Here is a 20806-nt window from a genome sequence, read left to right as displayed (position 1 = left end):
AGTGGTTCTTCTGAAAATAGCTAAGATTGTAGTTACTATCATACTTTTAGCTTCTAGCATTTATTATATTTCTATTAAATATGGAAGAACAGAAATAGTGAATGGAATGAACAATTATAAGTTGTTATCAAGCCATGAAAATCCTGAAAAAACCACTTTACCTTATCAACAGGAGATTCATCAATTTGAAGGGCTCTATTCATACATTGGAGTGGAGAGTTCAAAAATAGTAGAAATACTTGGTGAGCCCGACCGAATAGACCGTTCATCCTATGATTATAATTGGTGGGTGTACAACTCTACCCCTCAAAATTATATCCAGGTGGGGATTGAAAATGATCGTGTTGTTACCGTGTTTGGAACAGGAAATGATGTACAAGTTGAACCATTTGAAATTGGACAAGCTGTTGCAGAGTTACATTCAAAAGGCTTAATAAAACCTAAAATCTCTTTGAATGTGAATAAAAATCCATATCGATTTGAGTTAACTGAAGAAGAAATGAAGGCTAGACCCTTGATTGCGATGGGGAATGTTTATGTACAAGTATATGTGGATACATTTACGAATGAGATTTCGAGCATTCGTTTTTTAGATGGGGAGACACTGATTAAGCTGCGTCCCTATGAATTAGCGTATCGAGGAGAATTACTTTCCGCAAAAGAAGTTTCAAAGGTAGAATGGAAGGAAATAGAACAAGGAAACTCAGCCCAAATTTTAGATATAACCAATGTGATACGAACTAGGCATGGACTTCATACATTAAAACAAGACGAAAAGTTAGCTAGCGTTGCTTATTTACATAGTAAAGATATGAGTACAAATGAATATTTTGACCATACCTCGCCGACAAACGGGGGGCTAGCTGACCGACTCGCTAATGGGGATGTGACCTATCAACTTGCGGGAGAAAATATTGCAGCAAAATATGTTGACGGTATTGCAGCTGTTGAAGGATGGCTGAATAGTGAAGGACATCGCGAGACTCTATTAAGCGAGGACTACAACTTTCTTGGGGTAGGGGTATACGAAAAATATTACACGCAAAACTTTATTCAAAAATGGGAGTAAGCAATGCATCTAGGTGTATTGCTTACTTATTATTTACTAAGATTTGATATTTGTTGAACTGGAAATGATCTTTTGTCCATTCACCAATACATGAAATTTCATCACCTAAATTAATTTGAGCAGGTTTATATTCACCCCTTAGTGGAATAATCCGTTTTGCTTTAATAATACCTGTGGACGTTTTTATTTTTAACTCAGTCACATGAACGAATTTATGATAATAATAGCGTTGCTTTTCTTCATTTTTACTGATAATTCTACCTTTGATTACCGCTTCTTCATTTACTTTTTCAAGGTCCTTCCAGCTTTCCTCGTATTTCTTTCTTTCCTTTTTTGAAAGTACATAAAAATAGACAATAATGAGTGGAATGACAATAGCTGTAACCATTCCTACACCTCGTTATTTTTTGTTTGGACGATCAATGATAAAGAAACTGCCTGTAGCATGAGCGATTAATGTTCCATCATCCCGGAATACTCTACCCTCAGTCACGCATATTTTTGAACCTCTATGAATCATTTGTGCGACACAGCGGAATTCTTTTCCTATTCCTGGGGCCACATAATTAATTTTCATTTCAGTTGTTACAGCTGCTTTGTCATGTGGGAGGACATTGTGAACTACTGAACCCATAGCAGAATCAAGGAGTGTTGCTGTAATTCCCCCATGGACGATTTTTAATGGGTTTTGAATTAGCTCCGTATTTGGAATGGTAATTTCATAGGTTAGATCATCAAGGACTTTTCGACTTGTTTGTAGTATGCCACCAATATATGATCCATTTTGTTTTGTTTGTTTACGAATTACGGCATCAATTACCCTTTCTAACGCCTGTTTTTCTTCTTCGTTTGCTTCAACGAAGAATGTCTGTAATTTTTGTAAGATACGATCTTCCATGATATTTACCTCAAATCCATAATATTTTTATTATTCTTATTTTATCAATTATATTGGGCTTAGTGCAATTTAAAATGGGCGAACAAATCAATTTATTAAAGATAAACTATAGTAGGCATTCGTATGAAAAAGAGGTGATTGGTATGGGAAAAAAACTTCATCCGTCCGTTCAAGAATTTAAATCTTTTGTAAAAAAACATCCAATTCTAGTTCAGGAAGTGCGAAAAGGAGCACTTAATTGGCAAGAAGTATACGAAGATTGGTATATACTTGGTGAAAATGATGAGAAGTGGAAGAAATATAAAAATAGTAACAGTAAGACAGAAGAACGAGACAAAGAAGATTTTATCGGAAAAATCTTTTCATCCTTTAAAAATGCAGATATGAATAATCTTCAGCAGCAAATCTCAAATGTAAGTGAAGCCATTTCAACGATTCAAGCAGTCATCCATCAGTTTCGTGGAGAAGAAAAGCAGAATCAAGGGCAGTCTTCGCACCGACATACTCAACCGTTTGCCTTTCGAAAAGATTAGGTGAGAAGGGAGGAGCATGATGCGAAAAGATACCTATGAGTACCTCAAAACAAAAAAACAAATTCGAACTTTTGTACGTCAAAACCCAATTTGGTACAGAAAATTAACCAGGAATCCTAATGATTTTCAGAGCCTTGAGATGGAGTCAAAATTGTATTTCAAACAGACTCTTCCACATAAAGTGCAAAAACTCAACCAGTCTTTAGAAATGGCCTCTTTCATGCTACAAATGTATCAAGGTATGCGACAAAGCGATTAAACGCAAGGCGACTCTTTAAGAGTCGCTTTTTTTAGGGAATGCAGGATATTTGTTATGTGATAGGAAAAACTAGGAAAAAGGAGTGGTTGAAAGTTGTACAAGATTGTTTTATCCCTTTTTTTTCTAAGTTTCCTTTATTTTTATATACATGAAGTTCCGGTTGAGGCTATGATTACTGAAAACTTGTCGATCCAATCAGAACGAACTCTGCATGTGAATCACCATGTTAGGGGAAATGATGTATATCTCGAATGTATTATCTCAAATTTTTTATTTAAACAAAGTGGTGGCCGTAAGAAGGAAGGTGAGGGCCATCTTAATGTTATAGTAGATGGTCGACGGACAGAAAAGATATCCACGGCTGCATTTATTATAAAAGGGCTAACAAAGGGTGAGCATACCTTGAAAATTCAAGTAGTCCATAATGATTTAACGAATTACGATCTCGCACACACGATTCATTTTCAAATAAAGTAATAAAGTTCCATAAGATGCGATTCGTGAAGAATCATGGTATAGTGATTATGGAGGTGTTTTTTTTGATAGCTACACTTGAAAGAGTTGAGATACTTGAAGAGGCGGAAAGCCTAGCATCAATGATTCTACAATCTGAACTAGCTGAGGAATATCGCAGCTGTTTATATACATTACAAAAGGATAAGGAAGCACAAAAACTTATCGCGGAATTTCAGAATATGAAGGAGAAATATGACGAGGTTCAACGATTCGGGAAATACCATCCTGATTTTCGAACTGTTTCAAAAGAGACAAGAGAGTTAAAAAGGAAGCTAGATCTTCATGAAACCATTGCTGATTTTAAAAAAGCAGAAGATAATCTCCAAAAAGTCCTTGATGAAATCAGCGTGTTACTAGGGGGAGCTGTATCAAAACATATTAAAGTGCCAACAGGCAACCCATATTTTGATTCCATTTCAAGTTGTGGCGGCGGCTGTGGCAGCGGCGGCGCATGTGGTTGTCATTAATAGTTTAGCAAATAATATGAATATATTACCCATATTTTCTGAAAAAAGTAAGTTTTCTACTTTATTTCATATTGTAAAATTTTAACTCATTGTGCTACACTATAAAAAAGTTATTGAAATAAGGAGAAAACACTATGATTGGACAACGCCAAGGAATTATAGTTTGGCTACATTCGCTAAAGCATTCAAAAATGCTGCGTAAATTTGGCAATATTCACTATGTATCAAAACGTCTAAAATACGTGGTCCTTTATAACGATATGGAAAATACCGATTCAATCGTAGAAAAGTTAAATTCGCTTGCCTTCGTAAAAAGAGTAGAGCCATCATATAAACCATTTTTAAAGATTGAATTCGAGAACAGAAAACCAGATCGCGCAAAGGAATACGATTATAAGATTGGACTATAAAAAGCTTATCAAAAGCATCCTGCTTTTGATAAGCTTTTTTTATTGTCTAGCTCTAGGTCAGTTATAGCTGAATACAAGGTTAAGAATGTTGAAGCGTTAAGATTCGGTATGAAGACCATCAAAACGAAAAAATGAGGTACCCAAGAGAGGTGTGAAGAGGTTAGTCGTACCCTCGAGCAGTTGTCGTACCGCAAGTGAGGGTAAGAAATAGGGTCTTCGTGCCCTCAATCAATGTCCGTAATGCAAGTGAGGGTAAGAAAAAGGGTGAATCGTACCCTCATGCAATGGTCGTAACACAAGCGAGGGTATGAAAGATGAAACGTACATTCATTACTCGAGGCGCCAGCAACACATACTATTTGCATAACGCCTCCAAGTGTAGATATTGTTATTGCATTGGCGGTATGTATCGGTTCATTCTTAGAATCCCAATTAAGTGTTGATAATACAGTTCTTTTTCACTAAACATGGTGGATGGTTTAACGTCAAGTGTAATAATGGATAAATCCAGAACGCTAGCTAATTCTGCAAAGAGAGAGTACCTCTTATTGGGTTTGATTTGCGGGTTCGGTATTCCTTCCCTACAAATATAGATAGCTTGAAAATCACCAGGATTTGTTGGTTGAAAAGCTATTGCTAAAGAGGATAGCTGCCTATCTTGAACGGTAGTGTTAAAGGCAAATAGCTTTGAGATTCTGTTCCTATTATTTTTCATAAGTTCCAGGAGTTCATAAATATCAGAGTATCCTTCACCAAGCTCTATAAAGCGTTGTATCATACTAATTTCCCCTTACTTTCATATATTCCATGTTTACTGTATCACGATTTGATAGGAATTAACAATTACAAACAAAAAAACCCTGCAAGTCACTTGCAGGGTCCTTCCATTCCATGTTTTTCGTTACCGTTCACATGGAAGAAGGCAAAGGGAGAGGAGAAACCGGAGGAAGAACTTATGGGGAAACGTAAGTCTTCTCCGCGGTTGGCAACAACATCCTCGAATGATGTTGTTATTACTAATTATGACCAATTGAAAATTGTGTATACATGCTCCGGCGTATTTTTATTATTGAAGTAAAATTTTTTACTGGCCTTTCGTTTCGAATTTTTCTTAATTGATTAACAAACGATAATGTTTATGGTAGGATAATGTTATTCATTTTACATAGACAGTGGTGATAGTAGTGAGGGTTGTATCTGGGGTAAAGAAAGGTCTGCACTTGAAAGCGGTACCAGGGACGTCTACACGCCCAACAACAGACAAGGTGAAAGAAGCTATCTTCAATATAATCGGTCCTTATTTTGATGGTGGAGTTGGTCTTGATTTGTTCGGTGGAAGTGGAGGACTTGGAATTGAAGCGCTCAGCCGCGGGATCGACAAAATGATTTTTGTTGATCGAGACCAAAAAGCCATTCAAACGATAAAAGGAAATTTAGAAACTTGTCGCCTTCTGGATCAAGCAGAAGTATATCGAAATGATGCTGTGCGAGCATTAAAAGCAATCGTGAAGCGGGACATTAAATTTGATGTAATTTTTTTAGATCCGCCATATAAACAGCAAAAATTAACTGAACTTATTGAAGAAATTAGTAAACATCAGTTGTTAACAAGTGATGGAGTTGTTATTGCAGAACATGATTCAGAAGTATTACTCGAAAAGTCAATTGGTAACCTAGAATTAGTTCGGCATGAAGAGTATGGAATCATTGGTGTATCACTATACAGATATGAAGAGGGATGGGAAGGGGAATAGAAATGACAAGAATTGCAGTTTGCCCAGGAAGCTTTGATCCTGTAACAAATGGGCATCTTGATATAATTAAAAGAGGCGCAAAAGTATTTGATAAAATCTACGTATGTGTATTAAATAACTCGTCAAAAAAACCTTTGTTTACAGTAGAGGAACGGATCGAACTATTACAAGAAAGCACAAAGGACATACATAATATTGAGGTTGAATCATTTCAAGGTTTGTTGATGGACTATGCAAGTCAGAAAAAAGCAAATGCGATTTTACGTGGTCTTCGTGCTGTTTCAGATTTCGAGTACGAAATGCAAATCACCTCAATGAACCGTATTTTAAATGAAGAAATCGAAACCTTTTTTATGATGACTAATAACCAATATTCATTTTTGAGTTCAAGTATAGTAAAAGAAGCTGCAAAGTATCATGGCGAAATTTCAGAGCTTGTACCTAAGCCAGTAGAACTTGCACTTAAGGAGAAGTTTAACACCAATCATTAAGCTATATATCTTTTAATACCAATAGTAAAAACCCTCGCATTTTAAATACGAGGGTTTTTCATTCTAATGGAATATATACCGATATAACAAAATAAAGATAATATGGTAAAAAGCGGTCCGTAAGTTAATAAACCACTCCAAACCGTTTCTACCCATAAGGGGGTATGCTCTGGTATTAATGGAGAGAAGACTCCCAATGTTTCTTCCGAGCCTCTGTTTTTCACGTAAAGTGGATTCCATAAAAATAATGTGATAACTCCAGCCAAAAAGCCGTGCATAATTCGAGCCATAAAAAATGGCTTAAAACTCACATCAGTTTCCGCTAGTATACTCGCTACCTGTGCTTGAACTGATAGTCCACAAAATCCAAGAATAAAGCTGACAGCTATCACTTTAGGAAGTAAATCGATGTGTTCTAGTTCGCTTGTCATCATCGATCCCGTTGTAATTTCAAATATTCCGGAAATAAGCGGGATGCTAAGTTCGGTAGGTAATTGGAACAGTTTTAATAATATCGATAAACCTGCCCCAATTATGGCAATAACATTTATTAAAGAGAGAAGCTTATTAAATACAGAGAATAGAATGATAAATCCACCAATCATTAACAAGGTATGTATTGAGGTGGTTACCGCATCCCCTAATAATTGACCAAATGGCCTCTTTTCCTTCAATCTTGTACGGTGGAGTTCCTGTAAGGCTTTAACAATAATACTCTTTTTCTCTTTATCTTTTGGTGTATGTTCGTCGTCTTTTTTACCATAGAACCTCATAATTAACCCGACACAAAAATTACCGACATAATGACTGACCGCAAGCAAGATGCCTAACCTTGGGTTTTCAAAAAATCCTACAGAAATAGCGGCAAATATAAAAAGAGGATTTGATGCATTCGCAAAGGAAACAAGTCTTTCTGCTTCGACCCTTGTAATCTGTTTCTCCTGTCTTAGCCGTGCAGCTAGCTTTGCACCGGCAGGAAACCCTGAAGCCATGCCCATCGCCCATGCAAAACCACCTACACCTGGAACACGAAACAGTGGTCTCATTAGTGGTTCAAATAAGACACCGATAAATTTGACAACACCAAAACCAATTAATAATTCAGAAATGATTAAGAAAGGCAGTAAGGATGGGAAAACGATCTTCCACCACATTTCCAAACCGACCCTAGAAGCTTCGAGTGAATCCTTTGGAAAATAAATTAGTGCAATGGTAAGTAAGGTTATTCCTGCTGCAATGGCTACTGTTTTGAACCTAGAACGTATCAATGGTACTCCTCCTATAGAAGTCTTCTTTTCTATACAATTAGTTCATTTAAGTGATAGAATAAGAGAGTCCACAGTTTTCGAAATATTCTTTTTCTTTAATTCTGACGTCGTGAGTGTAATGAATAGAATCATCAATTATCAACCGATGGTTTGTACATCTATTTAAATATACGTGTATAGGTGGCAAGTTTAGACCAAAAGTTTGTACAAGTTTTCATTTCTTTTTTCATATACTGTTATAGTTTCAATGTTAGGGGATGATTCGTATGAACGAACCTGTAATCGGATTGGCACTTGGATCAGGTGGGGCGAGAGGATTTGCACATTTAGGAGTAATTAAGGTACTTTTGGCTGAAAACATTCCAATTGATCTCATCGCAGGAACAAGTATGGGTTCTTTGGTCGCAAGTTTTTACGGGGCAGGATTGGATATTGACCGATTATATAAGCTTGCTCTTGCATTTAAACGCAAATATTATTTAGATTTTACAGTTCCTAAAATGGGATTTATTGCTGGAAAAAGGGTAAAAGAACTTATACGTGTATTCACACACGGCAAAAATATAGAACAACTTGATATTCCAATTGGTATTGTGGCAACTGATTTATTAACCGGAGAAAAGGTTGTGTTTCGAAAAGGTCCAGTTGCAGATGCTGTCCGAGCAAGTATTGCCATTCCTGGAATATTTGTTCCTGAAAAAATTGATGGTCGAATCCTTGTCGATGGTGGTGTAATTGATCGTGTTCCCATTTCTGTTGCAAAAGAAATGGGGGCAGATATAGTTATTGCGGTAGACGTTTCACATGTTAAAATAAATGAAGAGGTTGCTTCAATATTTGATGTAATATTACAGAGTATTGATATTATGCAGAAGGAACTCGTGAAGTATGGGGAATTTTCCTCTGATATCATGATCCGTCCACATGTCGGACATTTTAGTTCCCGTGCATTTACAAATATTGAGGATATTATCCGAATCGGGGAAGAGGAAACGAGAAAACAACTTCCTATGATCCAAGAGGCAATTGCAAAGTGGAAGGAGTCTGCATTAAATGAAGAGAAAGAGAAATAAAGCGTATTTAAAAGCCCTCGTAATTGGTGTGGTGCTTGCAATTTTAGGCACCTTTATCCAACTCCCATATTACGTGACAAAACCAGGAATGGCAACAGAACTCGACCCCATCATTAATGTTGAAAACGGTTATGAAGAAGAAGGAGAATTTATGTTAACGACGATACGTCTTGGCCAAGCCAATATATTTAGCTATTTATTGGCTAAGTTTCAAAAGTATCATGAAATTTTACCGATTAATCATGTGCGACGGGACAATGAGAGTGATGAGGAATATACGAATCGCCAATTATTTTATATGGAAGATTCACAGGAATCAGCAATTACGGTTGCCTATAAGTATGCAAACAAGCCCGTTACGGTAAAAAACCATGGAATCTATATAATGGGTATTGTCGAGGGAATGCCTGCAGAGAAAGTGTTAAAGCCAGGCGATCGAATTTTTGCAGTTGATGGGAAACAAATTGAAGAACATACAGAATTTATGAAATATGTAGCTGATAAAAAAGAAAATGAAACGATAAACATTGAGGTTGAACGAAATGGAGAAGAGAAAACAGTCTCTGTTTCACTTGCACCTTTTCCAAAGGAACCAGACAAAATTGGAATTGGAATTGAATTAATTACTGATATCGAAGTGGTAGCTGATCCAAAAATTAACATTGATTCGAAAAAAATAGGTGGTCCTTCAGCTGGACTTATGTTTACACTTGAGATTTATAATCAGCTTACAGAAAAGGATCTAACTCACGGATTACGCATAGCTGGTACTGGAACAATCAATACTGAGGGACAGGTTGGCCCAATAGGTGGGATTGGTCAGAAGATAGTTGCTGCTGATAACACAGATGTTGACATTTTCTTTGCACCGAATGAAAATGGTGCAGCAGTTTCAGATTATCGACAAGCTTTAGAAACTGCAAAAGATATTAAGAGTGACATGAAAATTGTTCCTGTAGATACATTTGAGGACGCCCTTCATTATCTTAAGAATCTTGATGAAAATAGTAAATAAAACACAGCCGCTTCCAAAATGGATGCGGCTGATTTCTTTATAAATATTTTTGCAGTTCCTCATCATATCTAATTGGTGGAGTAGCATATTCCTGTCGCAGTAGTGAGGAGCGAAGTGGTTCAGGGAATATAGTTAAATATGTTTGGGTAGCCTTCACATCAAGTGTAAATAGTTCATCTGAAAATCCTGACACTTTTGTTACAATGGGAAGTTCTATTTCTTTTTTGATGTGATTCAAATAGTTCTGTCCTTTTTGAGACATACCTAGTAAACGAATATAGGTGGCTAGTGGATTTTCATTAATTGGTTTTAGCTGTTCCTTCGTTGTATTAGTTAATATATGTACGCATAATCGTTGAAGCCTTGTCCAAGTGTATCGTTTCGTTTTTATTTTTTCCATAAAGTCCATGAACGAGGTTGCTGTTGTAATTTGGGCTAGCAGTCTATTTTCAATACCTTCTTCGGCCTCATAAATATTTGCTAATTCAGCCGATGTAGACGTTAGTAACCTATATTTTAATAAGGTAAAGTATTCCTCCCACCGATGGAATAATTGATTTTCTCGATAGTAAGAAGATAGCCATTTGGAAGTTGAGGGTGGAAGATAATTTTTAATTTGATCCATATTTTTCTCAGTTGAAAATAATGTTTTACGAATACTAGTTGCACTTGCGATGGATTCATGAGAAATGGTTTCATCATGATAACCCGCAGAGGTTCGCATAATTGTTTCAGCTTTTACACTACTATTTTGATCATAGATAGCTTTTACGTAATGATAGCCTAAAATATTATTTGGTTTTGATAAATCAACGTATGTATCATGTTTTGAAAGTGAAGAATAAGCAAGAGAAGCTGCTTTAGGATAGCTATATCCTTTTTTCATATTCAGCCGAGTGATGGAATCATAGGTTCGTTGATTTTTTTTCATAAAATCCACAGTATTTTGAAAGTCGTCAATTGTTCCATTTTCACTACCAAAGCAAACTTCGTCACAATGAAGTGCACTTAATAGGGAAATTGCTCCATTCGCAAAGTTTTGTGCTTTCTGAGTGGCAAACGCATAAGGTAATTCAATGACGATATCGACCCCTGCTTCTAATGCCATTTTGGTCCTTGTCCATTTTGAAACGAGGGCAGGTTCACCGCGTTGTAGAAAATTTCCGCTCATTACTGCAATCGTACAATCTGAATTTGTTTTCTTTTTTGTTTCTTCGAGATGGTACTTATGTCCATTATGAAATGGATTATATTCCACAATAACTCCTACAGCTTTCATCATTTCACCCTTTTTTTCAATGTCTAGTATAAGCGCATAGCCCATCAAGGTCACAAGCCGCTCCGACAACAAGGTTAATAAACTACCCTCTAGCCTGCCCGTATAGTGCTTGTTATAGCTAATCAAGACCCTTATACATTTCTATTTAAAACTTTATTTTTAAATATCATTTTTTTGGAAAAGCTGATATAGTAGATAAGTATCTACACATTAAGTATAGTGTAAAGAAAAAATATTGACAAATGTAATCCGCAAAGCTATAATTACCTTTGTTGCCTTGAGGTGATTTCACTTGAAATGGACAATTAATCAATTAAATCAGTTAGCTCGAAAAGGTCTAATGATTGACGAAACTGTTGATGTTAGAGACTTAATGGAAATCGAAAAATCGATTCGAGATATTTCGCCGGTACAAATAACCGGTCGTGCTGATCTAAGCTCCACGAAAGCGAGCTTTCATTTAGAAATCTCTGGATCAATGATTTTGCCTTGTTCTCGAACTTTGGTTGATGTTAAATTTCCATTCGAGATCAAAACAACTGAAACGTTTTTACTTAGACAGACATCTGAATTTGACTTAGAGTCGGAAGAGGATGTTCATCAAGTTAAAGGAGAAGTAATTGATTTACTTCCGCTTATCAAGGAAAATATTTTACTTGAAATACCAATTCAGATTTTTTGTGATGAGGATTCGAACTCTGAAGATGCAGCACCGCAATCAGGACAAGATTGGGAAGTTATCAGTGAAGATGATAAAAAGAACAAGATTGACCCAAGATTAGCAGGATTAGCGAAATTCTTTGAGGAAGAATAGACCATCTTGATCTATTTTTTTTAAGGAGGTGGGAATAATGGCTGTACCTTTTAGAAGAACTTCTAAAACTAGAAAAAGATTACGTCGTACACATTTCAAATTACAAGTGCCAGGTATGGTGGCATGCCCAAACTGTGGTGAAATGAAATTAGCACACCGCGTATGTAAAGAATGCGGTACTTACAAAGGAAAAGAAGTTGTTAACAAATAATTTGTTAACATGTTAAAGCGTATTGATAACATTTGTTATCAATACGCTTTTTACTTTATTAGAGTACTTCCTAGCATCCCCCGTTCAATGAAAACACCTCAGATTCTTTCTAATGTTACTCAATCCAATGTTGCCAATCTCAATTTTTTACCAGTACAATAAGATAAAAAGCTTAAGGGGTAAATTCATGTCAAAATATATAGTGAAACGAGATGAAGAGGGAATCGTTTGGTTTACTATCAATCGCCCTGAAAAATGGAATGCAATCGATTATGAAGTGATGGATGGACTAAAAAAAACCATTACTGACGTAGAAGAAAATGATGATGATAAAGTTTTAGTGATTACGGGTACAGGACAAAAAGCATTTTGTTCAGGTGGAGATTTATCCGTTTTTCAAAACCTTAAAACAGAGCATGAAGCTTATCAGATGCTTAGCAAGATGGGGATGATTCTATACTCACTTGCTACATTAACGAAACCAACTATTGCTCTACTGAATGGACTAGCAATTGGAGGTGGATGTGAGCTTGCGACTGCCTGTGATTATAGACTAGCATCTCGTGGAAGTAGATTCGGCTTTGTTCAGGGTAAACAGGGGATTACGACCGGCTGGGGTGGAGCAACTCTCCTATTAGAAAGAGTATCGATTGACAAAGCGTATCGCCTTCTTCTCACAGGTGAGATTTTTTCAAGCGAAGCTGGTAAAGAACTTGGATTTATCCAACATATCTTGTCAGTGGACAATTCTATTATGGATTGTAAAGAATTTATTTCTAAAGAATTTTTACATAATACTAAAGTAGTAAATGCATACAAAAAGGTAGTAAATAGGAAATGGTCTCAAACCGGGTTGAAGGAGAGAATAAGTGAGGAGATCAAGGAGTGTACTACTTTGTGGGTAACTGAAGAACATCTAGAAGCAGTACGCAAAATCATGCAAAAAGAATAATTATTTCCATGCTAGAGTGTGAGTAGTCTATCTTTTCTATTACATGCATATGTATTAATAAAAAAGAAGTTTAGGAGGGAAAGATATGACTTCAACACGTCAAGATGCATGGACTCAAGATGAAGATTTATTGCTTGCAGAGGTAGTATTGCGCCATATCCGTGAGGGAGGCACACAATTAGGTGCATTTGAAGAGGTGGGCCGAACATTATCCCGAACCGCTGCTGCTTGTGGTTTTAGATGGAACTCATATGTCCGTAAACAATATAAATCAGGGATTGAACTTGCAAAAAAGCAGCGTAAGGAATTGAAGAAGCAAAACAATGGAGAACAACTTCAGGATAATTCATTGGAACAAGTGATCATTGAAAATGTAGATAGTAAACAACAAGTATTGCAATTAAAAGATGTGATTCGGTTCCTTGAAGAATATGAAAAGACGGAAAGTGAGTTTCAGAAGGTCGTAAATGAAAATCGGAACTTGAACACTCAAATAAGTAAGCTTCAAGAACAAGTTAAAACATTAAAGGCACAAAATAATACGTTAGAAAATAATATTCAATTAATTGAAGAAGATTATAAGGCATTAATCGAAATCATGGAGCGTGCTCGTAAAATGGTGGTTCTTCAGGAGGATGAAAGAAGTAAGAAAGTTAAATTTCAAATGGACCGAAATGGGAATCTGGAAAGAGTTGAGAAATAAAGAAGAAAACAGCTGACAATATGTTCAGCTGTTTTCTTCTTTTGGTGTCTAGTTCCATGTGCCTTGCACTTATATAGAAAAATCAGTCGATTTCATGTACACCATTCGGGAACCAAAGAAGAGGGTTTTCTCCAAGGTCACGTTCCATATTGTAAGATGCAGGGGTAAAGCCCATTTTCTCCCAAAACTCAGCTGATTTCACACGTGGATTTGTTTTGATCGGTAGATTATATGCTTTTGCATAGTCCACTAATGCTTTCCCAAATCCTTTTTGCTGATAATTTGGAAGTACTTCAAGCTTCCAAAGCTCTAAATAATCTTGTGCAGGTTCAAAATATTTATTGAATTTTTTATCAACACGATAAAGACTCATACGTGCTACTAATTTATCACCAAAGAAAATTCCGTAAAACGGTGAAACGCTATCATTTTCGATAATGTTTGATTCAAGGTCTTCCAGCATGGATAATTCTTGAAGACCATATTCTTTAAATGCTTTAAATTCTTCAAGTGTTTTGTAGTTTACTAATAATTTCTCAACCTTTGCCGTATACATTTTGTATCCCCCTTGCGATTCTACTAAGAGAAACTGTAATTATGAATATAAAAACATTATACAACAAAAATACAAAAAATTCTGTAGAAAAATATAGAAAGCGTTTTCAATTGTGTGCAGGATTATGTAGATACGTGTAGAAATTATAGTGTGGGTGGATTTGATCTTTCAACGAAAGGGGAACAGATCTTGAAAAAAGTATTAATTGCAAACAGGGGAGAAATCGCTCTACGAATCATGAAAACATGCCACGAGATGGGGGTTGAAACAGTCGCTATTTATTCAGATGCGGACCAGCAATTACCATTTGTAAATAACGCAACTGTATCGCATCGAATCGGTGAGGCACCCGTTTTAAAATCCTATCTTCAAATGGATAAAATCCTCGAAATTGCCCAGATGGAACATGTTGATGCAATCCATCCAGGCTATGGGTTTTTATCGGAAAATGCAGCTTTCGCAAAGGCGGTTGCAGAACGATCAATGGTTTTCGTTGGACCCTCACCCTCACTTATTTCATTGATGGGCGATAAGGTAAAAGCAAGACAAACTATGATCGAAGCGGGTATCCCTGTTGTGCCAGGAAGTAATGAAAGTATTCGAACAATAGAGGAAGCCTGTACGCTTGCTTTAGAATATGGCTACCCAGTAATGCTAAAAGCAAGTGGCGGTGGTGGTGGTATTGGGATGATTTGTTGCAATTCTGAGGAAGAACTACAAAAAGCGTTTCACGCAACAAAGACTAGAGCTAAGACGTATTTCGGAAATGAAGAAGTGTTCATCGAAAAATTTATTCCCAATGCAAGACATATAGAAGTACAAATCTTTGGTGACCATCACGGAAACGTAGTTCATCTTTTTGAAAGAGATTGTTCGATTCAACGTCGAAACCAGAAAGTAATTGAGGAAACACCTTCTCCATTCTTATCTAATGAAACGCGTGAAAAAATATGTCACGCAGCCAAAAAGGCAGCTGAATATGTGAACTATACAAATGCCGGTACGATTGAATTCATTGTCGATGAAGAAGAAAATTTTTATTTCTTAGAAATGAATACGAGACTTCAGGTTGAACATGCCATTACGGAAATGATTACGAATATAGATCTTGTAAAGTGGCAAATTCTTGTGGCCAGGGGAGAGAAACTACCTTTGTCACAGGATGACATACTATCATCAGGCCACTCGATTGAGTTTCGTGTGTATGCAGAAGATCCGGTAAAATTTTTCCCATCTCCAGGAAAAATAGAGGAGTATACATTTCCGGATAATGATCCAAATGTGCGAGTAGACAATGGTTATGAAAAAGGAACAATTGTTACGCCGTTTTACGACCCGATGATTGCAAAAATTATTGTGAATGGTGACAGCCGAAAAGAAACGATTCAATCAGCTAAGGAGTATCTGAATCAAATTGTAATCAAAGGAATAAAAACGAATATCCCTTTATTCCAACGAATTATCAACGAGGAATCCTTTTTAAAAGGAGAATATACTACAAAATATCTCAATTAATAGGGGGAATTGATATGAAAGAAATAAAAGCGAGTATGGCAGGGACAGTATTACAAGTATTGGTTTCAGAAGGGGAAGAAATTAACGAAGGCCAAGTTGTGGTCATGCTGGAATCAATGAAAATGGAAATACCAATAGAAAGCGGACAAATTGGTAAAGTTGCTTCTATTAAAGTAGAAATCGGTGATTTTGTAAACGAAGACGATGAATTACTTGTACTAGAATAGGAGGGTAATAATGCTTCATACGAAGGATTTAGATCAAATGTTAGTAGAAAAAAGCAAAGAAATTGAAGCAGGAGGGCATGAAAAATACCATCAAAAGCTGAAAGAAAAAAATAAATTATTTGTTCGTGATCGTCTAGCGCTTTTATTTGATAAAGGAATATACCAAGAAGATGGAAAATACGCAAACAATTTAGCGGGTGACCTTCCAGCAGACGGTGTCGTTACTGCAATTGGGGAAATAAACGGTCAAAAAGTATGTGTAATGGCAAATGATTCTACTGTTAAAGCGGGTTCGTGGGGAGCCCGGACAGTTGAAAAAATCATTCGAATTCAAGAGACTGCTGAAAAGCTTCGTGTACCGCTATTATATTTAGTAGATTCCGCAGGAGCTCGAATTACTGACCAACTTGAGATGTTTCCGAATCGTCGCGGCGCAGGGCGCATTTTTCATAATCAAGTAAAACTTTCTGGGATGATCCCTCAAATATGTATTTTATTTGGACCATCAGCTGCAGGAGGGGCCTATATTCCAGCGTTTTGCGATATTGTAATCATGGTCGATAAAAATGCCTCGATGTATTTAGGATCACCAAGGATGGCTGAAAAGGTAATTGGTGAGAAAGTGACCTTAGAAGAAATGGGCGGAGCACGAATGCACTGTACAGTTAGTGGCTGTGGCGATGTACTTGCTGGCAATGAAGAGGAAGCGATTCAAAGTGCACGACAGTATTTGCAATTTTTTCCTGCCAATTATTTAAATAAACCCACTTTTATTGAAGGGAAATTACCAAAGGAAGGTAAAAGTCTTCAAGAGATAATACCTGTAAATCAGAATGCTCCTTTTAATATGTACGAAGGTATTGATACCCTCATTGACGAAGGTAGCTTCTATGAGATTAAGAAACTATTTGCTCCGGAAATAATTACTGGGTTAGCACGTATAGATGGAAGACCTGTTGGAATTATCGCTAACCAACCGAAAGTAAAGGGCGGCGTCTTATTTGTAGATTCTGCAGACAAAGCGGCTAAATTTATCACATTATGTGATGCATTCCATATCCCATTAGTGTTCTTAGCAGATGTTCCTGGGTTTATGATTGGAACAAAGGTCGAAAGAGCGGGCATCATTAGACATGGAGCAAAATTGATTGCTGCAATGAGCTCAGCAACTGTACCGAAAATTTCAGTTATCGTGCGAAAAGCATATGGTGCAGGACTTTATGCGATGGCTGGTCCTGCATTTGAGCCGGATTACTGTGTGGCACTTCCGACAGCTCAAATTGCTGTTATGGGGCCAGAAGCAGCAGTTAATGCGGTATATTCGAATAAAATTAATGAAATTGAAGACCCAAAAGAGCGGGTCGCTTTTGTTCAACAAAAACAACAAGAATATAAAGAGACGATCGATATCTACAAGCTTGCATCAGAGTTAATTGTTGACGATATTGTTCCAGCTGCAGAGCTTAGACGTGTCCTCATTGATCGTTTGGCCGTTTACGAAACAAAGGAACTTGAATTCGTCCAGAAAAAGCATCCAGTTTACCCAGTATAAATAAGAAGGATGATTAGACCCCAAGGAATTGCCTTGGGGTTAGTTCTGTTTTGTTTTGCCTACCTTTTGTAGTAAGTATCTAGTCATTTTGTCGGGCTTTTTGGTAAAATAAAGGTAGGACAAACTATGGAGTTGGAACTATGAAAATTGGAATAATTGGTGGGGGTTCTATCGGGTTGTTATTTGCAGGCTATCTTGCAGAATACCATGATGTAACCCTATATACGAGAACTGAACGCCAGGCATCTGAAATTAATCAAAAAGGTGTAACAATAGAAATTGAAAACACGTCAAATACATACCGTGTACAAGCTGTAACAAGTACAGCTAGTGTAATAAGGGAAGATATTCTTTTCATCGCGGTGAAACAATACATATTGAAGGACGTCCTTTCACAGATCAAAGACATAGAAAAGGTACAAACGGTTTGTTTTCTACAAAACGGAATGGGGCATCTTGATATCATGAAACAACTCGAAAATAAGAATATCCTTGTAGGTGTTGTAGAACATGGTGCATTAAAATTGAATGATACTACCATCATACATACTGGCATAGGTCTTACAAAGTTTGGGATTATTAAAGGGGATTTTATTACATTTGATATTCCTATCAAGGAGTTTCAAAACGAATTTCATAACAATTGGTATGAAATGATGACTTCAAAGCTAATTGTTAATGCGGTCATCAATCCATTAACAGCTTTATATGGAGTTAAGAATGGGAGATTGCTTCAAAATGAGTATTTCAAGAATCAAGTCAAGACTTTATTTCGTGAAATCACGTCTGTCATACCTTGTAATGAAGAACAAATGTGGGAGCTTGTGGCGACAATTTGTAAGAATACTGCTCAAAATAAATCTTCTATGCTACGAGATATAGAAGAGGGAAGAAAAACCGAAATTGATGCCATTTTAGGGTATGTATTAGCTGAAGCAAAGAAAATAGATCGGGAATTAGCGATAACACAATTTTTATATGATTCTATAAAAGGGATGGAAAGATGAGGGGGATAGGAAATGATAAATTTTTTTGCGGGTATTGCTGCGACATTTGTTACAGCTCCTGTGCTTGGCTTTATACTAATCTATTTTATTAGTAGATTTATAATGAAAAATAACAGAAAATCGTTTTTTCTTTCGGTAGATATTACAACCGTATTTTTTCTCATTGCAGTACATTATTTATTGCTCGTAATTGTTGGAAAAAGCATGCTTTGGCTAATCATCCTGGTCCTTGTTATTGCCATTTTGCTGACTGGTTTTGTAACCTGGAGAAAGAGTCATGAAATAGATACTGTGAAAGTAATTAAGAAATCATGGCGATTTGTTTTTCTTGCATCTACATTTGCTTATATTCTTTTGCTTTTAATTGGATTGGTTCAACGAATTTTCGTCACAACCATAAATTAATCCATCATGAGCGAATATTTTTGGTTTATAGAAAAAGCGTGCTATACTCATCTAAGATACATACTGGATAAGAAAGGAAGAACAAGAATTTATGGAGGTTTTGGATCTCTCTTTGCCATCATCAAATCGATTAGTCAATGACTATCTTTTAAATAAAATGGATATAGAGAAATTTTTCGATTATGATATACATTCTCCCCTTGTCTATGAGATAAGAAAAAAGGACATACAAAAAAGGCATTTTGAACGTGAAAAACTTGTTGAGCATTTGCTAACCTTTAATAAAAGATTCAATTATCATCAACACACGATCGAGAATATTAACAAGCTACTTGATCCAAGTAGTGTCGTGGTGATTGGTGGGCAACAAGCGGGTATTTTAACTGGGCCATTATATACGATCCATAAAATCGTATCTATTATAAAACTTGCAAAAGAGCAAGAGGAGAAATTAAATGTACCGGTTTTACCAGTGTTTTGGATTGCGGGAGAAGACCATGATTTTGCTGAGATCAATCATCTCTATGTAAATCTACAAAATGGTATTCGAAAAAGGACTGTTCCACAATATCACAATCGTAAAACAATGGTTTCATCGATTGAAATTGAACAAGCGGGATTTTTAAAATGGATTGAAGAAATCTTTGAGACATATGGTGAAACAAACTATACAAATCGTCTTCTGGACCGTTTAACTGGGTTTGTAGAAAACTCAAAAACATATGTTGATTTCTTTGTACACATTATTAATGATCTTTTTGGAGAAACCGGTCTTATCCTTGTTGATTCAGGATCAAAAGAACTTAGAACTATTCAATCACAATTCTTAAGAAAAATGGTTGAAAAAAATAGAGAACTCCATGATGGATTGTTGCTTCAGCAAGAGGTATTGTCATCTAATCAATACTCAAAAATGATTGAAATGAACGAGTCAAGTGCTAACCTTTTTTATACCCAAAATGATGAACGTATTTTACTTGAGTATAATGTGGAACATGATGTGTTTAGTGGGAAAAACAATGAATGTATACTTTGTGGAGACGAATTACTTGAAGTTGCGGAGAAACAACCAGAACTTCTAAGTAACAATGTAGTAACAAGACCAGTTATGCAGGAGTTCTTGTTCCCAACATTAGCTTTTATTTCCGGACCTGGCGAGGTTTCATACTGGGCCGAGTTAAAAAAAGTGTTTGCCGTCATGGAGATTCAGATGCCTCCTGTTGTACCAAGACTCATGATGACAATTGTAGAAAGGGCGATCGAGTCTAATATCGAAGAAGTGGGATTAACAATTCCAGCTACCCTTTCCGGAGAACTTTCAAAAGTGAAACAGTCTTGGTTGGAACATCAAACAGCTGATGTGGACGGGATTATCCTAGATGCGAAAAAAGAAGTAGAGCAAATTCATAAGAAAATACGAAAAGTGGGGCTTGAAGTTGATTCAGGATTAGGGGATCTCCTCTTGAAAAATGCTCAAAATATTCAGTCCCAGCTTGACTTCTTGAAGAACACTATAAACCGAAGTATTTTAAACCGTAATGAAATTGAATTGAATCGTTTTAACCGAATTGAAAAATCTCTTCTACCACTTGGCTCCCCACAGGAGAGAGTTTGGAATGTTTTTTATTATTTAAATAAATACGGAGACGATTTTATCCAAGATTTATTAGTACTTCCGTTTGAATTTAACGGAAAGCATAAGGTAGTAATAATGTAGAATATGACGAAAATCCTCGGAATTCCGGGGATTTTTTTTATTAGTCTTTTTAAACCACACGCTCTGCGTGTGTGCAAACGAAACTTATAGAGTCGTACCAGAAGACAAAAAAAAT

Annotated in this window: 27 protein-coding genes; 21 read left to right on the top strand and 6 right to left on the bottom strand. The window is 36.4% G+C overall.

The features are described from left to right. Positions 1-106: 106 nt before the first annotated feature. Positions 107-1069, top strand: coding sequence for a CAP domain-containing protein (locus tag ACR65M_RS14795; RefSeq protein WP_341333549.1), 963 nt, complete (start codon positions 107-109; stop codon positions 1067-1069). 22 nt (positions 1070-1091) lie between these two features. Here the strand turns inward: ACR65M_RS14795 and ACR65M_RS14790 are convergent, their stop codons facing one another. Together ACR65M_RS14790 and ACR65M_RS14785 are read right to left on the bottom strand one after the other, a co-directional pair. Next, positions 1092-1457 (bottom strand): hypothetical protein, encoded by a 366-nt coding sequence (locus ACR65M_RS14790; protein ID WP_440273683.1) that lies wholly within the window; start codon positions 1455-1457, stop codon positions 1092-1094. 12 nt (positions 1458-1469) lie between these two features. Then, entirely contained in the window at positions 1470-1967 is a 498-nt protein-coding gene (locus tag ACR65M_RS14785; protein WP_341331989.1) for a PaaI family thioesterase, read from the bottom strand. Between the two features lie 143 nt (positions 1968-2110). On the opposite strand from ACR65M_RS14785, the gene ylbD reads away from it, so the two are divergent. The 5 genes from ylbD to ACR65M_RS14760 all read left to right on the top strand — a co-directional run bounded on the left by ylbD (position 2111) and on the right by ACR65M_RS14760 (position 4152). Then, a complete protein-coding gene (ylbD, locus tag ACR65M_RS14780; RefSeq protein ID WP_341331988.1) occupies positions 2111-2500 on the top strand; it encodes a spore coat protein YlbD in 390 nt (129 codons plus the stop codon). Positions 2501-2519: 19 nt separating this feature from the next. Further along, on the top strand, positions 2520-2759 hold the full coding sequence (locus ACR65M_RS14775) for a YlbE-like family protein (RefSeq protein ID WP_121449106.1): 240 nt from the start codon (positions 2520-2522) through the stop codon (positions 2757-2759). Positions 2760-2852: 93 nt separating this feature from the next. Then, positions 2853-3236 carry a hypothetical protein gene (locus ACR65M_RS14770; protein WP_341331987.1) on the top strand — a complete coding sequence of 128 codons (384 nt, stop codon included), beginning with the start codon at positions 2853-2855 and terminating at the stop codon, positions 3234-3236. Positions 3237-3298: 62 nt separating this feature from the next. Beyond that, positions 3299-3742, top strand: coding sequence for a YlbF/YmcA family competence regulator (locus ACR65M_RS14765; protein ID WP_341331986.1), 444 nt, complete (start codon positions 3299-3301; stop codon positions 3740-3742). Between the two features lie 134 nt (positions 3743-3876). Further along, a complete protein-coding gene (locus ACR65M_RS14760) occupies positions 3877-4152 on the top strand; it encodes a YlbG family protein (RefSeq protein WP_099363114.1) in 276 nt (91 codons plus the stop codon). Positions 4153-4540: 388 nt separating this feature from the next. Here ACR65M_RS14760 and ACR65M_RS14755 read toward each other — a convergent pair whose 3' ends face one another. Further along, positions 4541-4930 (bottom strand): DUF7147 family protein, encoded by a 390-nt coding sequence (locus ACR65M_RS14755; RefSeq protein WP_341331985.1) that lies wholly within the window; start codon positions 4928-4930, stop codon positions 4541-4543. A 177-nt stretch (positions 4931-5107) separates the two neighbouring features. On the opposite strand from ACR65M_RS14755, the gene ACR65M_RS14750 reads away from it, so the two are divergent. The 3 genes from ACR65M_RS14750 to coaD all read left to right on the top strand — a co-directional run bounded on the left by ACR65M_RS14750 (position 5108) and on the right by coaD (position 6397). Beyond that, positions 5108-5230, top strand: coding sequence for a hypothetical protein (locus ACR65M_RS14750; RefSeq protein WP_440273682.1), 123 nt, complete (start codon positions 5108-5110; stop codon positions 5228-5230). Positions 5231-5336: 106 nt separating this feature from the next. Further along, positions 5337-5906 (top strand): 16S rRNA (guanine(966)-N(2))-methyltransferase RsmD, encoded by a 570-nt coding sequence (gene rsmD / locus ACR65M_RS14745; RefSeq protein WP_440273681.1) that lies wholly within the window; start codon positions 5337-5339, stop codon positions 5904-5906. Positions 5907-5908: 2 nt separating this feature from the next. Beyond that, positions 5909-6397 (top strand): pantetheine-phosphate adenylyltransferase, encoded by a 489-nt coding sequence (gene coaD, locus ACR65M_RS14740; protein WP_121449101.1) that lies wholly within the window; start codon positions 5909-5911, stop codon positions 6395-6397. 41 nt (positions 6398-6438) lie between these two features. Here the strand turns inward: coaD and spoVV are convergent, their stop codons facing one another. Beyond that, positions 6439-7665, bottom strand: coding sequence for a dipicolinic acid transporter SpoVV (gene spoVV, locus ACR65M_RS14735; RefSeq protein ID WP_121449100.1), 1227 nt, complete (start codon positions 7663-7665; stop codon positions 6439-6441). A gap of 266 nt (positions 7666-7931) precedes the next feature. Here spoVV and ACR65M_RS14730 point away from each other — a divergent pair, with 266 nt between their 5' ends. Then, positions 7932-8738 carry a patatin-like phospholipase family protein gene (locus tag ACR65M_RS14730; protein WP_341331983.1) on the top strand — a complete coding sequence of 269 codons (807 nt, stop codon included), beginning with the start codon at positions 7932-7934 and terminating at the stop codon, positions 8736-8738. After that, entirely contained in the window at positions 8719-9753 is a 1035-nt protein-coding gene (locus ACR65M_RS14725) for a SepM family pheromone-processing serine protease (protein ID WP_341331982.1), read from the top strand. The genes ACR65M_RS14730 and ACR65M_RS14725 overlap by 20 nt, the downstream gene beginning before the upstream one ends. A gap of 37 nt (positions 9754-9790) precedes the next feature. On the opposite strand, the gene ACR65M_RS14720 is transcribed toward ACR65M_RS14725, so the two are convergent. After that, the gene (locus tag ACR65M_RS14720) at positions 9791-11032 is read right to left on the bottom strand and encodes a nucleotidyltransferase (protein WP_341331981.1); all 1242 of its coding nucleotides are present in this window, start codon (positions 11030-11032) and stop codon (positions 9791-9793) included. 292 nt (positions 11033-11324) lie between these two features. Between ACR65M_RS14720 and ACR65M_RS14715 the strand changes: the two genes are divergently transcribed. The 4 genes from ACR65M_RS14715 to gerR all read left to right on the top strand — a co-directional run bounded on the left by ACR65M_RS14715 (position 11325) and on the right by gerR (position 13712). Further along, the gene (locus ACR65M_RS14715; RefSeq protein WP_341331980.1) at positions 11325-11846 is read left to right on the top strand and encodes a YceD family protein; all 522 of its coding nucleotides are present in this window, start codon (positions 11325-11327) and stop codon (positions 11844-11846) included. Positions 11847-11883: 37 nt separating this feature from the next. Next, a complete protein-coding gene (rpmF, locus tag ACR65M_RS14710; protein WP_077617716.1) occupies positions 11884-12057 on the top strand; it encodes a 50S ribosomal protein L32 in 174 nt (57 codons plus the stop codon). 187 nt (positions 12058-12244) lie between these two features. Then, positions 12245-13009: an enoyl-CoA hydratase/isomerase family protein gene (locus ACR65M_RS14705; RefSeq protein WP_341331979.1), complete on the top strand. Its 765-nt coding sequence runs from the start codon at positions 12245-12247 to the stop codon at positions 13007-13009. A gap of 85 nt (positions 13010-13094) precedes the next feature. Then, positions 13095-13712, top strand: a complete 618-nt coding sequence (gene gerR / locus ACR65M_RS14700) for a sporulation-specific transcriptional regulator GerR (protein ID WP_121449094.1) — start codon at positions 13095-13097, stop codon at positions 13710-13712. Between the two features lie 82 nt (positions 13713-13794). On the opposite strand, the gene ACR65M_RS14695 is transcribed toward gerR, so the two are convergent. Further along, positions 13795-14268, bottom strand: a complete 474-nt coding sequence (locus ACR65M_RS14695) for an N-acetyltransferase (protein ID WP_341331978.1) — start codon at positions 14266-14268, stop codon at positions 13795-13797. Between the two features lie 189 nt (positions 14269-14457). Here ACR65M_RS14695 and ACR65M_RS14690 point away from each other — a divergent pair, with 189 nt between their 5' ends. The 6 genes from ACR65M_RS14690 to bshC all read left to right on the top strand — a co-directional run bounded on the left by ACR65M_RS14690 (position 14458) and on the right by bshC (position 20691). Next, complete coding sequence (locus ACR65M_RS14690) at positions 14458-15783, top strand: acetyl-CoA carboxylase biotin carboxylase subunit (protein ID WP_440273680.1); 1326 nt, start codon at positions 14458-14460, stop codon at positions 15781-15783. Between the two features lie 14 nt (positions 15784-15797). Beyond that, positions 15798-16010, top strand: a complete 213-nt coding sequence (locus ACR65M_RS14685; RefSeq protein WP_440273679.1) for an acyl-CoA carboxylase biotin carboxyl carrier protein subunit — start codon at positions 15798-15800, stop codon at positions 16008-16010. A gap of 10 nt (positions 16011-16020) precedes the next feature. Further along, positions 16021-17562: an acyl-CoA carboxylase subunit beta gene (locus ACR65M_RS14680; RefSeq protein WP_440273678.1), complete on the top strand. Its 1542-nt coding sequence runs from the start codon at positions 16021-16023 to the stop codon at positions 17560-17562. Positions 17563-17702: 140 nt separating this feature from the next. After that, on the top strand, positions 17703-18569 hold the full coding sequence (locus tag ACR65M_RS14675) for a 2-dehydropantoate 2-reductase (RefSeq protein ID WP_440273677.1): 867 nt from the start codon (positions 17703-17705) through the stop codon (positions 18567-18569). A 12-nt stretch (positions 18570-18581) separates the two neighbouring features. Further along, a complete protein-coding gene (locus tag ACR65M_RS14670) occupies positions 18582-18974 on the top strand; it encodes a DUF3397 domain-containing protein (protein ID WP_341331973.1) in 393 nt (130 codons plus the stop codon). A gap of 91 nt (positions 18975-19065) precedes the next feature. Continuing rightward, on the top strand, positions 19066-20691 hold the full coding sequence (bshC, locus tag ACR65M_RS14665; protein ID WP_440273676.1) for a bacillithiol biosynthesis cysteine-adding enzyme BshC: 1626 nt from the start codon (positions 19066-19068) through the stop codon (positions 20689-20691). Positions 20692-20806 lie beyond the last annotated feature (115 nt).

The organism is Ferdinandcohnia sp. SAFN-114 (assembly GCF_059415045.1).
Note: the sequence above shows the minus strand (reverse complement) of the source record. Positions and strands in the feature narration are given on the sequence as shown.

Bases quoted from the DNA above. Each gene is read 5' to 3' on its own strand.
- ACR65M_RS14795 (WP_341333549.1), top strand. From the start codon at position 107: ATGAACAATTATAAGTTGTTATCAAGCCATGAAAATCCTGAAAAAACC.
- ACR65M_RS14790 (WP_440273683.1), bottom strand. From the start codon at position 1,457: ATGGTTACAGCTATTGTCATTCCACTCATTATTGTCTATTTTTATGTA.
- ACR65M_RS14785 (WP_341331989.1), bottom strand. From the start codon at position 1,967: ATGGAAGATCGTATCTTACAAAAATTACAGACATTCTTCGTTGAAGCA.
- ylbD (WP_341331988.1), top strand. From the start codon at position 2,111: ATGGGAAAAAAACTTCATCCGTCCGTTCAAGAATTTAAATCTTTTGTA.
- ACR65M_RS14775 (WP_121449106.1), top strand. From the start codon at position 2,520: ATGCGAAAAGATACCTATGAGTACCTCAAAACAAAAAAACAAATTCGA.
- ACR65M_RS14760 (WP_099363114.1), top strand. From the start codon at position 3,877: ATGATTGGACAACGCCAAGGAATTATAGTTTGGCTACATTCGCTAAAG.
- ACR65M_RS14755 (WP_341331985.1), bottom strand. From the start codon at position 4,930: ATGATACAACGCTTTATAGAGCTTGGTGAAGGATACTCTGATATTTAT.
- ACR65M_RS14750 (WP_440273682.1), top strand. From the start codon at position 5,108: ATGGGGAAACGTAAGTCTTCTCCGCGGTTGGCAACAACATCCTCGAAT.
- coaD (WP_121449101.1), top strand. From the start codon at position 5,909: ATGACAAGAATTGCAGTTTGCCCAGGAAGCTTTGATCCTGTAACAAAT.
- ACR65M_RS14730 (WP_341331983.1), top strand. From the start codon at position 7,932: ATGAACGAACCTGTAATCGGATTGGCACTTGGATCAGGTGGGGCGAGA.
- ACR65M_RS14725 (WP_341331982.1), top strand. From the start codon at position 8,719: ATGAAGAGAAAGAGAAATAAAGCGTATTTAAAAGCCCTCGTAATTGGT.
- ACR65M_RS14720 (WP_341331981.1), bottom strand. From the start codon at position 11,032: ATGAAAGCTGTAGGAGTTATTGTGGAATATAATCCATTTCATAATGGA.
- rpmF (WP_077617716.1), top strand. From the start codon at position 11,884: ATGGCTGTACCTTTTAGAAGAACTTCTAAAACTAGAAAAAGATTACGT.
- ACR65M_RS14705 (WP_341331979.1), top strand. From the start codon at position 12,245: ATGTCAAAATATATAGTGAAACGAGATGAAGAGGGAATCGTTTGGTTT.
- gerR (WP_121449094.1), top strand. From the start codon at position 13,095: ATGACTTCAACACGTCAAGATGCATGGACTCAAGATGAAGATTTATTG.
- ACR65M_RS14695 (WP_341331978.1), bottom strand. From the start codon at position 14,268: ATGTATACGGCAAAGGTTGAGAAATTATTAGTAAACTACAAAACACTT.
- ACR65M_RS14685 (WP_440273679.1), top strand. From the start codon at position 15,798: ATGAAAGAAATAAAAGCGAGTATGGCAGGGACAGTATTACAAGTATTG.
- ACR65M_RS14680 (WP_440273678.1), top strand. From the start codon at position 16,021: ATGCTTCATACGAAGGATTTAGATCAAATGTTAGTAGAAAAAAGCAAA.
- ACR65M_RS14675 (WP_440273677.1), top strand. From the start codon at position 17,703: ATGAAAATTGGAATAATTGGTGGGGGTTCTATCGGGTTGTTATTTGCA.
- ACR65M_RS14670 (WP_341331973.1), top strand. From the start codon at position 18,582: ATGATAAATTTTTTTGCGGGTATTGCTGCGACATTTGTTACAGCTCCT.
- bshC (WP_440273676.1), top strand. From the start codon at position 19,066: ATGGAGGTTTTGGATCTCTCTTTGCCATCATCAAATCGATTAGTCAAT.